This is a genomic window from Streptomyces sp. NPDC001822, assembly GCF_042892135.1.
Lineage (GTDB): Bacteria > Actinomycetota > Actinomycetes > Streptomycetales > Streptomycetaceae > Streptomyces.
Genome location: NZ_JBIATW010000019.1, coordinates 38,484 through 52,942 on the forward strand (window position 1 = coordinate 38,484; position 14,459 = coordinate 52,942).

The window sequence follows — 14,459 nt, forward strand, 5'->3', positions numbered from 1 at the left end:
TGTACTCATTAGGTTTATTGAAGTGTTGACGGGCTGTCATAAACGTCTGGATGAAGCCTACTTGCGTGCCCTTTTTTTGCTGTTGACGGGATCAATGGGTGATCACCTATGGTCTGCGAGTCTGTGACGATCTTGTGAGCCTGGGGTGGGGAATATGGGCGGGGTGGTGGGGCGTCGCCGTGGCCGGACAGGCTGCAGGAAGGCGCGTCGGCTTTGGTCGGCTGTGGTGATGTCCACGTTGCTCGCGGGTATTCCCGCGTGGGGAACGATGTCTGCATCTGCGGCCCGGGCAACTGAGCGCACGCCTGCGGCCTCGGGTGCGAGGGCCGCTGCGGCGAAGGCCGTTCAAACCGGCGAGCGTCAGGAGGTGGTCGAGCAGCGCACGGAGTACGCGACGACTTACGCGAACCCTGACGGGCTGACCTTCACTCTTGAGCAGTCCGCGGTTCCCGTGAGGGTCAGGCAGTCTGACGGGTCATGGGTCACCCCGGATACGACGCTCATTCGTCGCGCGGATGGTTCGGTCGGTCCGAAGGCCGCGGTTGCGGCCTTGTCGTTCTCCGGCAGCGGTGATGGCGAGGGCCTGGTAAAGGTGTCGAAGAGCGGCCGTTCTCTTGGGGTGGGCTGGCCGGGGGTTCTGCCCACGCCGACGCTGACGGGCGCGACCGCCCGGTACGCGGATGTGCTGCCTGGTGTGGATCTGCAGTTGACGGCCGAGGTTGAGGGCTACCGTGAGGTCCTCATCGTGAAGACCGCTGAGGCTGCTGCCAGCGCAGAGTTGAAGAAGCTGCAGTTCCCCGTCAAAACCGAAAGGCTGACCCTGCGTAAGGAGGGCCTGGGGAGCCTCTCGGCGGTGGATGAGAACGGCACCACCGTTTTCCGGTCCCCAGCCGCACGGCAGTGGGACTCTGCCGGTGACAGAGTCACCAAGAACGTGCCGGCGCCCCGCCCGTCCGACGCCCTTCTCTCGGAGGACGCAGACGGTGAGTCCACGCCGGATCCGGCGAGCGGACCCGGAAACGGCGACGCCTCCACGGTTCTGCCGGTGCACACCGACGCCGAGTCGATCACCGTGGTGCCCGACGCCGCGATGCTGACCGGCGAGGACGCGGTCTTCCCGCAGTACATCGACCCGGACGTGTCGTGGGGTGAGTCCGAGCGCACGCTGCTGTCCTCGGGGCCGGACACCTCCTACAACTTCTCGGGCGGCACCGACGGGAAGGGCGTTGGACGCTGCAGCATCTACGTGACCGGCGGCGTCGGCTACGTGTGCTCGGAGACCTCGTATGCGAACCGGATGTACTTCGAGTTCGCGCCGACGCAACTGGCGGGCAAGCGGGTCCTGGACGCAACGTTCCGAGTAACCGAGCGCTGGTCCATGTCGTGCGTTCCCTCGACGGTCGACCTGGTGCGGACCGGGAACATCTCGTCTGCCACCCGGTGGCCGGGGCCGGCTTCCAGCGGCTGGGACGTGATGGTCGACCGGACGGTGTCCGCGGGGCGGGGCACGGCCTGCAGTCCTGATCAGCCGGACGCCCCTATCGAGTTCCACGATGATTCCAAGCAGGCGTACGAGAATCTCACCCCCACGGTCCAGTCCTTCGCGGCTGGGACGTTTTCCCGACTGACGCTGATGCTCAAAGCGCATGACGAGAACGATCCGAACAGCTGGAAGCGCTTCGATGACGATGCGGTCCTGGACGTCACCTACGTTGGGCTGCCCGCCCCGCCGACCAGCGCGGGCATCGTCGAGGGAACCGGCATCAGCTGCGAGACCAACCCGGCGGATCCCGACGTGATCTCCGACCCGACGCCGACGATGACCGCCACCGCACAGACCGTCGCCGGAGGGGAAAGCGAAGCCAGTCTGCGTGCGCACTTCTACGTGCAGAAGAAGAACAGCGACGGCACGTGGGGCGTGGCGACGGAACCGGTGCGGCCCAGTGCAGGTTTCGTCAGGGACAACCAGGCAGTGGCGGTCAGCTCGCCCATCACTCTGAGCGAAGGCCCCCTCTACCGGATGGCGGTGTTCACCCGGTCCTACTACAACGGGGACACCAGTCTCATCGAGTCGCACAGCACCCTGACCACCAAGGGCTGGTGCTACTTCCTCGTGGACACCACCGCCCCCAAGGCCCCCAGCATCACATTCGACGGCCCGTACACGCTCTGCCTGCCAGACGCCTGTGCGCCGGGGGGCGGCCCCGGAATCAAGGGCAACTTCACCTTCGCACCGGCCTCCGGTGATCGAAACGCCGCCTACCAGTACAAGCTCTCGAGCTCACCGTCCTGGTCCGCGCCGATCACCGGGGCGACCGTGCAGGCCGGCGTGACACCCCAGCTGGCCGGCACCCAGCAGTTGCAGGTGCGGGCGCAGGACAGCGTGGGCTCCGGCCGCTGGGGTGCGAAGGCGATCGTCGAGTTCAAGGTCGCCGAAGGGCAGGAGGCGACGGGGCGCTGGCACTTCGATGACCAGCCGCCGGGATCCACCGTCACCACGGCCTTGGACAGCGCGACGGAGGGCGTCCGACACCCGGCGACCCTGAACACCGCGGCAGGTGCGGGATGGTCGACGTTCGCGCGGCGCGGAGACGGAGATCGCTCTCTGTTCCTCAACGACACGAGCGACACGGCTCATCAGGCGGGCTATGCGGCTACGCAGGCCCCGGCTGTCAACACCCAGTCCTCGTTCACGGTCTCGGCATGGGCTTATCTGACGGACGACTCCGCCTACCGCGGAGTTCTCTCCCAGATGGGCAGCGACAGTTCCGGGTTCTCCCTGTACTACTCCCCGAGCGTGAAGCGGTGGGTGTTCCTGTGGACGTGGAACGAGGGCGGCGTGCAAAAGCAGCTGGGTGTCAACGCTGAATCCGCCGGTGTTCCGCTGAAGGCATGGACGCACCTGGCGGGTGTGTACGACAAGAACGCGCGCACGATCAGCCTCTTCGTCAACGGCCGTCGGCAAGGGACCCCGGTGGCTCTGCCTGCCGCCTCGCTGGCGCAGACCACGGACGGTGTCATGCAGTTCGGACGACGCAGCTCGAAGTTCAACGAGTTCAAGGAATACTGGCGTGGCCGGGTGGACGAGGTAGCCGTGTGGCAACGGCCCCTGACCGACGAGGGAATTGCCACGGAGTCCCGCCTGCTGGACTCCTCAAACAACCCAGCGGTGGAACTGACGGCAGCGTGGAACCCGGCCGGTGCGAGCGGCGCCACGCTCCCCGACACGACCACCGGCTACGGCCGCACCCTGACCCTCTCGGGCGGCGCGACCCTGGACGGCGAAGCCATCGTCCTCGACGGTCTCAACGGCGCCGCAACCACGCCGGGACCGCTGGTGGACGACACTGGCTCCTTCACGGTCACCAGCGAGGTGGCGCTCAACAAGACCGCGCTGATGGCCAAGCCTGACGGGTACAGCGGCCAGATCCTGGGACAGCGCAGTGCGGACGGCTCGTCGTGGGGTCTGTGGTATCACCGCGACGGTTCGACTACCGAGGTCGACGACGACGGCAATCAGGTGCTTGTTCCCCAGGGCTACTGGGAGTTCGGCCGCCTCAACACGGATGGTTCCTTTACCGCCGTGCAATCGGACACCGCAGCGGAGACCGGCAGCCCCGTCCAGCTCACGGGTGTCTACGACGCCATCACGGGTGAGATCCATCTCTACCTCAAGTCGACCGAGTCCGGCGCAGGGGCTACGCACGCCTTCACAGCTGTGGCAGGCACCGGCGACTTCGCCGTCGGCGAGGGCTACGTGGCCGGCGCATGGGACCACTACGCACCGGCTGCCCTTACGGACATCCGGCTCTGGGCGGGAGCCGTCGCCAACGAGGCCCAGCTCGCGGCGGTGGTCGGTGAATAGCCGTCCGCACGCTTGGACTGGGTGCCCTACGGCGCCGCCCGGGCCTCGGTCCGGTGGCTCCTCTTGTTTCCTTCCTCCTCCCATATCCCTTCTTACCCGGCGGGCGTGAATCGTGCAGGTGTGGAGATCAGTCATGAGCACCAAGGGCAGGTCAGCCCGCAAGAGATTTCAGGTGCGGAGCGGGGGGAGCCAGGGCAGAAGAGTGTCGCTGGTACTCGGACTCGCGCTCGCCCTGTCCATACCCACCGGGCTCACATCGGTGAGCCAGGCAGCGGACCCTGAAGGGCTGGGCCGGCAGCAGCCACCCGCCCACAGAGTCAGCAAACTGACCGAGGTCAAGGGCCTGGGTGCGAAGAAGGCCCGTGATCACGTCGCCGCCGCTTGGACCGTAAACGCAGCTCAAGCGGCAACCGCACGGGCCCAGCAGACGAAGACCTGGCCGCACGCCGCAGCAGCGGCCGCGACGCTGCATCGCGGCGCCCCTGCCCGGCTTACGTCAGGCGGCCTCCCCGTCACGATCACCCCGATGGCCGGAGGCAAACGCAAAGCTGCCGCCAGCGGTCAAGTGACGGTGCGGACTCTGGGACAGGACGCCGCGACGGCCGCCGGGATCAAAGGCGTCCTGCTCAGTGCAGCCGCCGCTAGCCCCGGCACAGCTGAACTCTCAGTGAACTACGGGGCTTTCGCCTCCGCCTACGGCGGTGGCTGGGCCGGACGGCTGCGCTTGGTACGCCTGCCGGACTGCGTACTGACCACTCCCGCCAAGGCGGCCTGCGGGAAAGCGGTCCCCGTCAGTTCACACAACCATGTCTCCGCCCGGACACTGACGGCGCGCGTCGACCTGTCGGCCGGGCCGGCAGGGACGGTGCTCGCGCTCGCCGCGGGCGCACCGGGCGAATCGGCGTCGGGTTCTGGCAACTACGCGGCCACGCCATTGGCATCGTCCTCCGCCTGGGAGGCTGGCGGATCATCAGGCGCATTCACCTGGTCCTACGACATGGCGGCTCCCTCGCCGGCCGCAGGTCCGGCACCTTCCCCCTCCCTTACCTACAACTCCGGGAGTGTGGACGGCAAGACGGCCACGACCAACAACCAGACGACGCAGGTAGGCGAAGGTTTCGACCTGAACACCGCCTCCTACGTCGAGCGCAACTACGGACCGTGCGACCAAGATGGTCAGGCCGACAAGTTCGACCAGTGCTGGAAGTACGACAACGCCTCCCTGGTCCTGAACGGCGCATCGACCGAACTGGTCAAGGACGACACCACGGGCGAGTGGCGGCTGAAGAACGACGACGCCTCCACCGTCACGCACTCCACCGGCGCGGACAACGCCGACGAGGGAGACGATGACAGCGACGGCGCGGGCGAGTACTGGACCGTGACCACAGGAGACGGCACCAAGTACGTCTTTGGTCTCAACAAACTGTCCGGCGCAGGCACCGAGCGCACCAACTCGGTCTGGACCGTCCCCGTCTTCGGCGACGACGACGGCGAGCCTGGCTACTCCTCCGCCACCACCTTCTCCGGCCGGTCCAAGAACCAGGCCTGGCGCTGGAACCTCGACTACGTCGAGGACCTGCACGGCAACGCCATGTCCTACTGGTACACGGCGGAGAGCAACTCCTACGCGAAGAACGGCTCGGACACCGCCACCGCCCAGTACACGCGTGGCGGCTACCTCACAAAGATCCTTTACGGGCAGAACAAGGCCACCCTCTTCACCGCCGACGCCTCCAACAAGGTCACCCTCACCTATGACGAGCGCTGCACCGCCGCCGACTGCACCTCGCTCACGAAGGACACAGCGGACAAGTGGCCCGACGTCCCGTACGACAGCATCTGCGCAGCCGGCGCCGACTGTGACGTGGTCGCCCCGTCGTTCTTCACCCGCAAGCGCCTGACCGGAGTCGAGACATCCGTCTGGGCGGCTGCGGCAAGCCCGGCCGCCTACAAGCCCGTCGACGCTTGGACACTGACCCAGGCGTTCAAGGACGGCGGCGACATCGGCGACACCAGCGACCAGACACTGACCCTGACATCCATTCAGCACACCGGGAAGAACGGCAGCACAACCCCGATCGCCCTGGACCCGGTCACCTTCACCTACCAGATGCGCCCCAACCGGGTCGACGCCCCACTGGATGACATCCTTCCCCTCGACCGGCCCCGCATCGACACCATCACCTCCGAGACCGGCGCCATCACCACGGTGACCCTTTCCGAGCCGGGGTGCGTGCGCGGCTCCAGCATGCCGGCAGAGGACGACAACACAACCAGCTGCTACCCGCAGTACTGGCACATCAACGGCTCCAAGGGCGCCGCGATCGACTGGTTCAACAAGTACCGCGTCCTCGCGGTGGTCTCCTCCGACCCCAGCGGCCACGGCGAGACCATGCAAAGCGCCTACTCCTACGCCGCCCCCGCCTGGCACTACAACGACGACCCCTTCACCCCCGAGGACGAGCGCACCTGGTCGCTCTGGCGAGGCTACGGACAGGTCACCACAACCACGGGCAGCGGAAGCACCAAGTCCAAGAGTGTCTCCCTGTATCTGCAGGGCATGGACGGTGACCGGACCAAAACGGGCGGCACCCGCCCGGCCGACGTCGCCGGGATCGACGTGGCGGGCCTGGACGTGCCCGACTTCAAGGACAGTGACCCCTACGCCGGCACGCTTCGCGAACAGATCACCTACGACGGCACCACCCCCGTCGCGGTGAGCGTCAGCGACCCGTGGATGCAGAAAACGGCAACCCAGCACAAGTCGTACGCCGACATCGAGGCGTACTACGTCCGCACCGCGAAAACCTCCACCCACACCTACCTCACCGTCCCCAAAACCTGGCGCACCACCACAGCGACAACCACCTACGACACCTACGGCATGGCCACCGCCTCCGAAACCACCGGGGACACCGCCAAGACCGGCGACGAAGCCTGCACCCGCACCTGGTACGCCCGAAACTCCGCGCTCGGCATCACCTCTCTGGTCTCCCGTACCCGCACTGTCGGCCAGCCCTGCGCCACCGCCGAGACCGCCCTGTCCCTGCCCGCGACCAGCGCGACCCCGGGCGACGTGCTCGCGGACACTGCCACCGTCTACGACAACACCACCGCCACCACCTGGAAGCAGGACCAGACCCCGACCACGGGCGACGCCAGCTGGAGCGGCCGGGCCACGGCCTACCCAGCCGCTGCGAGCGGCGGTGAACGAATGCCCAGCACCTGGCAGACCCTCGCCAAGTCCACCTTCGACACCCTCGGCCGACTCCGCACCGTCACCGACACCGCGAACAACACCACCACGACCGCTTACACCCCAGTCGCCGCAGGCCCCCTGACGCAGACCATCGTCACCAGCCCCATCACGACACAGAAGGTCATCAGCTTCTTCGACCCGGGCCGAGGCTCCCCCCTCACGGTCTTCGACGTCAACAAGAACCTGACGGAGTCGGCGTACGACGCGCTCGGCCGAATAACGAGCGTCTGGTTGCCCAACCGGTCCCACAGCGGCAACCAGAGCGCCAACTACACCTACGCCTATCACCTCTCGAAGACCGAACCGTCCTGGGTCTCCACCGCCACCATCCGCGGAAACAACGTCTACAACACCAGTTACACCCTCTACGACGCGCTGCTGCGGCCGCTGCAGACCCAGGTACCGGCGGCGGATGGCGGCCGGCTGCTGAGCGACACCCGCTACGACAGCCGCGGTCTGGCCTACGAATCGTTCGCCGACATCCCCGACACCACCCATGCCCCCAACAGCGAATACAGCAGGGCCGAATACGGCGGGGCACCCAAGCAGGTGGAGACCGTCTTCGACGGGGCAGGCCGCGCCGTCACCAGCAGCCTCCTGGTCTTCGGAGTCAAGAAGCAGTCGAGCACTACCAGCTACACCGGTGACTCCACAGCCACCACCGCACTGGACGGCGGCTCCGCCACCCGCGTCATCACCGACGCCCAGGGCCGCACAACCGAACGCCGCGAATACGCCGGCGCCTCCCCCGCGGACACCGGCTACGGCGGCGCACTGGGCGCCGCGCATACCTCCACCTCCTACACCTACACCAGCGGCGGCCAGCCGAAGACGGTAACCGGACCGGACAACTCCTCCTGGACCTACTCCTACGACCTGTTCGGCCGGCAGACCAGCGTCAGCGACCCGGACAAGGGCACCACCACCACCGGCTACACCCCTCTGGACCAGCCCTCCTGGAGCAAGGACGCGGCCGGCCGGGTCCTGATCACCGCCTACGACGTCCTCGGCCGCCCCACCGGCACGTGGAAGGCTCCGGCCACCGCAGATCTCACCTCCACCCTCGAGGAACAGATCCCAGCCAACCAGCTCACCTCCCGCACCTACGACACTCTCGCCAAGGGCCAACTCGACGCCTCAACCCGCTACGTCGGCGGCAGCGGCACCACGGGCACCGCTTACACCCGCAAAGTCACCGCCTACGACACCCTCTACCGGGTCACCGGCAGCCAACTGACCCTGCCCGCCACCGACCAGCTGGTCACCCTCGACGCCGTCAAATCCCCCCTGACCTTCACCACCGCCTACAACCTCGACGGCACCCAGCAGAACACCAGCGAACCCGCGGCCGGCGGGATGCCCTCCGAGATCATCCAGACCCACTACAACGCGGCAGGGCTGCCCACCGACGTCGGCGGCACAAGCAGCTACCTGCTGGGCGCCAGCTATTCCGCCACCGGGCTGCCCGAAACCCTCACCCTGGGCACCTCCGCCGCCGAAGGCATCAAGCACACACACATAGGCAACACCTACGAAGACGGCACCGACCGGCTGACCCAGTCAAAGGTCACCGACGACACCCACTCCTACGAACTCCAAGAGCTCAACTACACCTACGACCAGAGCGGCAACGTCACCGCACTCAGCGACCCCACCACCCTCGGCGGCACCGGCAAAGCCGACAACCAGTGCTTCTCCTACGACGGCTACCAACGCCTGACCGACGCCTGGACCCCCACCACCGCCGACTGCGCCACCACCGGCCGCACCACCAACAACATCGGCGGCGCCGCCCCCTACTGGACCTCCTACACCTACACCAACGGAGGCCAGCGCTCCACCGAGACCAACCACACCACCAACACCACCCGCAACTACTGCTACACCAAGCTGGCCCAGCCCCACACCCTCACCGCCACCACCACAGCCGCCTGCACCGCAGCCACCGCCCAGTACACCTACGACACGACCGGCAATACCCTGACCCGTCCCGACGGGTCAGCCACCCAGGCCCTGACCTGGAACGAGGAATCCGACCTCGCCCAGACCAAGGAGACCGCCGGAAGCACCACCAGCACCACCAACTACATCTACGACGCCGACGGTGAACTCCTCATCCGGCGCAACACCGCTGGCGAGAGCATCCTCTACCTCGACGGCATCACCGAAGTCCATCTCGACACCACCACAACCACTCCCAAATACTGGGCAAACCGCACCTACACCGTCGGCGGCACCACGATCGCCACCCGCACCAACAAATCCGGCGCCCCCGCCCTGGTCTTCCTGACCTCGGACCACCACGGCACCGGCGCCCTGGCCATCGACGCCGGCACGACCCAAGCCCTCAGCAAGCGCTACACCACCCCCTTCGGCGCACCCCGCGGCACCACCACCGGCACCGCCTGGCCCGACGACAAAGCCTTCCTCGGCAAACCCGCCGACACCACCACCGGCCTCACCCACATCGGCGCACGCGAATACGACCCAGGCATTGGCCAGTTCATCAGCGTCGACCCCGTCCTCACCCTCACACAGCACCAATCCCTCAACGGCTACAGCTACGCCGGCAACAACCCCGTCACCTCCAGCGACCCCACCGGAATGTGCCCAGCCGACGTCTGCGGCAACGGCTACCCCATCGGCGGCACCGGCACCGGAAAGAACAACCCCGTCCGCGTCGTCCACAACGCGCCCGACATGTCCCAAACCCGCAACGCTGTAGTCCACATACCAAAAGGCAATACAGGTGGAACAAATCACACCAACAGCGGAGGAAGCTGGGGCCTTCGATTCGTCAAGACCTTCGTAGGGCAGGCGAAGAACCTGGGCACCAGCATCTGGGACCAGGGAGTCGAGGAATTCGAACAGGACCGGAACTGTGTCACATCCGGCGATTCGTGCTTCGAGATCGTCCAAAATCAAATAGAAGAGATCACCGGAGCGGCGACGGTAAATGCCCTCTACGCAAGAGGAAGTGAGATCTACAGCGACTTCGATAATGGGCGATCTGCAGAGGGGTCAGCCAAGATTACATTCGATGTCTCCCTATTGGTCGCGACCCACAAGGCCGGAAAAAAATTCAATGCGTGTCACAGCTTCCTGCCCGGCACCGGCGTACTCCTAGCCAACGGTAAACGGAAAGCCATCGAGGATGTCGAAGCCGGAGACGTCGTCGTCACCACAGACGCCGAGAGTGGAGAGACGGTCGCAAAGAAGGTCGTCGACACGATCACGACGGAAGACGACAAGGCCTTCACGAAGATCTTCATCTCCCATGATGGCGACCAGTCAAGCATCGTAGCCACTGACACACACCCGTTCTGGGTCCCCGACCTCAAGAAATGGGTCAAAGCGGGAGACCTTCAGGTCGGACAGTCCCTGCGCACCAGTGCAGGCAGGCGCGTCCAGATCTCCGAAGTAACCCACTACACCAAGCGCCAACGAACCCACGACCTCACCATCGCGGACATCCACGCGTACTATGTGCTCGCAGGCGCCACGCCGGTCCTCGTTCACAATTGTGGGGGAACACGATTCAGTGTGGGTTCCGACGGTGTCGCCGAAGACCTGGCTAACGCTCTTCCCGAACGCGGCGGCTACGTAAAGCCGCCGACGCTTGAGGGGGGAAGAATGAATGTCGTCGGCAACAAGATTTGGGGCAACAGTGACCCCGGGGAACTTATTGGAACGCGCACGCCGGGGGTTCTCCGTGGACTTGCCAGTCGGGGCGACGCAGAGAAGCTCCAGGACTTCTATCAGGGGGCTGTTAATGCGGGCAAGGGCGGCGCAGCCGGACGGGGTGCGCAGAACTCCAGGGCGCCCGTGAACACCGCAAGAAACCGTGTGCAACTGTTGCAGGAGATAATTAACGCCTGGAGCTAGTATGGAGGCTAATCGTTCGATGATGGAAATGAAGCTCGCTGCAACAGCCGGGTCGACACGAATTACGTTCGAGCCGGGTGGGGTCGTCTTCACGCTCGACGCCGACGAGTTCATAACGTTGCAGCTGGATCCGAGCCTTGCTCCCTCCGTCGAGATTAATATCTGGCCGAATGGAATATCAGTTTGGCTGCCCTACCCGGGAGAGTCTGACTATGTTGTCCTAGACTCCGGAAATAGCGAGGTGGCCCGCCTGTGGTGATTTCGTAATCAATTTTCCGGATGGAAAGCCCTGTCAAATGGCGATCAGATGCCTGCGACAGGGCTTTTCGAATTCCTCGTCAGGGCTGTCGCAGCCTCTATTCACCCACACTGGAAATGGGCGGTCGCCTCACCGTAGGCATGCCGGGGTTCCCATGCTTCATGAAGGTGAGCTGAGTGTCTCTGGGTGGAATGTGAGAGGACCCGCCGGGTCCATCCCCGGCAGGGCTCCGGACGTCTGCTCGGCTGTCTGACGGCAGTAGTTGACGGCAACGCCAGCGGATGAGCGCTGCACGGAGTGCTGGCTCGTCGCAGTCGGCTGGCTGGATAGGCGAGCTGTTCAGAGTTTCCTTACTTGATCAAGGGCGTCCCGCTGACGCGGGCCGCCGCGCGCCGGCGGTCGGTGACCGCCGCCCGCTCCTGTCTGCCGCCCCGCTGGCGACGGCCGCCGACCACTCTGCGCGCAGAGCCCAGAGGTACAGGCCGGACTGTCAATCGGAAGCCCCGCTGTCCGACCGCTCAGCAGCAGACCGGCCGGGCCCCCGAGAGGCCGTCCGGTGATCTCGTACCGTGCGGCGTCGGCACTCCGGCGGAGCTGTCGTCCAGAACGCGGCCGTTGTGCCTGGCTGGGGGCCGTGACGATGGAGATAACTGGGCTGATGGCGGTGCGGGGTTGAGCGAGACACACGTGGCGGGTGATCGATTGGCGCGCCCGCCGTCGTGGCTGACTTTCTGGGGCTGAGGCCAGAACCTTACGGTCATGGGCGCGGCGCACACGTGAAGGCCCGTCCCTGCCGGGGCTGACGAGGACGGGGGAGCCTCGATCGGCTGCGCCCGGCAGGGACGGGAGACGGGTGGGTCAGCGCGGTGCGGCGCCTGGGCGAGCGAGGCGGGTCACGTCTGGCGCCAGGTCCGCCAGGGGCGGGTGATGATCTCCCGGTAGGTGTGGTGAGACGGGTTCTGGCCGCAGTGCCGCAGCACCCATTCCTGTGGTTCGGCGAAGTCCTCGCTTGTCGGCGAGGTCTCTCCGTCCACGGCGCACTGCATCTCGTAAAGGACCGGCTCCGCGTCCGGCTCGCGGTCGGGCTGGAGCGTCCAGGTCTCGTAGCGCAGGACCGAGCGAGGGGTCACCGTCCCCACCTCCGGTTAGCCACGGCCACCTTCGCGCTTAACTCCTCCGTCGGAGTCGGTGGGCGAACGTCCTCGGGCGGCACGTCCCACTCCCGGCCACCGCGTGGCGGTCGTAGCTGCACGTACGGCCCCACATGCCCCATCACCACGCCCACCTTGCCGCTCCGCCGGTCGACCACCAGGGCGCCAGCATCGGGCGAGACGGTGTTCCCGTCGGCATCAGGGGTGGAGGACGTCATCGTGACCACCCCGACGAGGCGTCGCACGACCGGGCGTCCAGTCGCAGGGCGGGAACATGGGGTAGCGCTCATTCGCACGGTGACGCTCCTCGGCGGCATTGATGCGTGCCCCTGGGCCTGTTGGTGCCGCAGGGTCGGCACCGATCCTCACGCCGGTCACCGGTACGAAGGAACCTCCACCAAACCCCACTTCGGGACGTCCTACACCGTGTAGAACGTCCCTAGTGCCGTCCTGAGATGTAGGGGGAGACTCGTGCCGAACGAGAGACTACGAGCCGTCATGGCGGCGGGAGGCTGGACGTACGCCGCACTCGCTAAGCAGGTCGAGGTCGACCCCAAGTCGGTCGAGCGCTGGGTGAACCTCGGGCGTATCCCACGTCGTGCCACCGCCCTCCAGGCGGCCAAGGCCCTGGGAGAAGACGTGCACGCACTCTGGCCGGCGCTCCGCCAGGCCCGCCCCGCCCGCGGCATCAGCCCCGAGCTGGTCGCGCTCTACGAGCAGCGGGCCGACATCCCCGTCTCGACGTTCACCGACCTGATGGCCCAGGCGCGGGAACGGATCGACATCCTGGTCTACGCGGCAGTCTTCCTCCACGAGGCGTACCCGCGGCTGAACGAACTCCTCACCGAACGCGCCGCCGAAGGCTGCACCGTCCGCATCGCGATCGGGGACGCCGACAGCGACAACGTCCAAGCCCGCGGCCAGGAAGAGCGCTTCGGCCACGGCATCGAATCCCGCTGCCGCCTCGCACTCATGCACTACAGGCCCCTCGCCGGCACCCCGGGCATCGAAGTCCGCACCCACAGCACCACGCTCTACAACTCCCTCTACCGGGCCGACGACCAGCAACTCGTCAACGCCCATGTCTGGGGCGTCAACGCCTACGCCGCCCCCGTGTGGCATCTTCGCCGACACGAGGCAGGCGGCATGTTCGACACCTATGCCGAGAGCTTCGTCGCCGTGTGGACGACGGCAACCCCCGTACGAGAGGAAGGCTGACCGTGGCCCGCACCGAGTACTACGACGCCCCGAATGCGCCCAAGCCGAACAGCATGGTTGTCGCCGCCTCCGCCGTCGTCACCGACGACCACGGGCGCATCCTCCTCCAGCGCCGCCGCGACAACGACCTGTGGGCGTTGCCCGGCGGCGGCATGGACCTCACCGACTCCCTGCCCGGCACGGCCGTCCGCGAGGTCAAGGAAGAAACGGGCCTGGACGTCGAGATCACCAGCCTGGTCGGCACATACACCGACCCGAAACACATCATCGCCTACACCGACGGCGAGGTCCGCCGCCAGTTCAACGTTTGCTTCACCGCCCGCATCACCGGCGGCCAGCTGGAGATTTCCGATGAGTCCACCGAACTCCGGTATGTACCGCCGGAAGAGATCGAGCAGTTGCCGATGCACCACACCCAACGGCTTCGGCTCCAGCACTTCCTGGAACACCGTGAAACCCCCTACCTGGGCTGAACCCACTGACGGCAGTAGCTGACGGCAACGACCCCGCACAACCACGCACGTCACCGGACCAGCAAACCGCACTTGACCTGCGAGAAAGCAGGTCGAAGGCTTCGCGTAGCACACGTACTATGTCCTGGCGGGTAAGACTCCAGTACTCGTTCACAACTGCAATGGAATTGATGACGCAACCACTCTGTACCGCTTCGGGAGTGGCCCAGAAACCACGGAGAAGCTGGCGGCGGATGCCGTTAGCGCCGAACAGAATAATTTCCCCCACGGGATTTCAACATCGACTCGCCTACCTCCGAAGATCAAGGAATCCGGTGAGTATCGCTCGACAATGGTGGGCGCTTTG

General features: G+C 66.1%; 6 protein-coding genes. 4 read left to right on the plus strand and 2 right to left on the minus strand.

Going from position 1 to position 14,459, the window contains the following annotated elements:
* Positions 1 to 154: 154 nt before the first annotated feature.
* Both ACFYY2_RS31235 and ACFYY2_RS31240 read left to right on the plus strand, forming a co-directional pair.
* A complete protein-coding gene (locus ACFYY2_RS31235) occupies positions 155 to 3,865 on the plus strand; it encodes a LamG domain-containing protein (RefSeq protein WP_388749235.1) in 3,711 nt (1,236 codons plus the stop codon).
* Between the two features lie 202 nt (positions 3,866 to 4,067).
* A complete protein-coding gene (locus ACFYY2_RS31240) occupies positions 4,068 to 11,012 on the plus strand; it encodes a polymorphic toxin-type HINT domain-containing protein (protein ID WP_388749237.1) in 6,945 nt (2,314 codons plus the stop codon).
* A gap of 1,152 nt (positions 11,013 to 12,164) precedes the next feature.
* On the opposite strand, the gene ACFYY2_RS31245 is transcribed toward ACFYY2_RS31240, so the two are convergent.
* Complete coding sequence (locus ACFYY2_RS31245) at positions 12,165 to 12,410, minus strand: hypothetical protein (RefSeq protein WP_388749239.1); 246 nt, start codon at positions 12,408 to 12,410, stop codon at positions 12,165 to 12,167.
* Positions 12,398 to 12,649 carry a hypothetical protein gene (locus tag ACFYY2_RS31250; protein WP_388749382.1) on the minus strand — a complete coding sequence of 84 codons (252 nt, stop codon included), beginning with the start codon at positions 12,647 to 12,649 and terminating at the stop codon, positions 12,398 to 12,400. Before ACFYY2_RS31250 ends, ACFYY2_RS31245 begins: the two co-directional genes overlap by 13 nt.
* A gap of 271 nt (positions 12,650 to 12,920) precedes the next feature.
* Between ACFYY2_RS31250 and ACFYY2_RS31255 the strand changes: the two genes are divergently transcribed.
* On the plus strand, positions 12,921 to 13,640 hold the full coding sequence (locus tag ACFYY2_RS31255) for an XRE family transcriptional regulator (protein WP_388749384.1): 720 nt from the start codon (positions 12,921 to 12,923) through the stop codon (positions 13,638 to 13,640).
* 2 nt (positions 13,641 to 13,642) lie between these two features.
* A complete protein-coding gene (locus tag ACFYY2_RS31260) occupies positions 13,643 to 14,113 on the plus strand; it encodes an NUDIX domain-containing protein (RefSeq protein WP_388749241.1) in 471 nt (156 codons plus the stop codon).
* The last annotated feature ends 346 nt before the right edge of the window (positions 14,114 to 14,459 follow it).

What these genes read in the sequence shown, in the direction of transcription:
- ACFYY2_RS31235 (WP_388749235.1), top strand. Translation starts at nt 155, where the DNA reads ATGGGCGGGGTGGTGGGGCGTCGCCGTGGCCGGACAGGCTGCAGGAAG.
- ACFYY2_RS31255 (WP_388749384.1), top strand. Translation starts at nt 12,921, where the DNA reads ATGGCGGCGGGAGGCTGGACGTACGCCGCACTCGCTAAGCAGGTCGAG.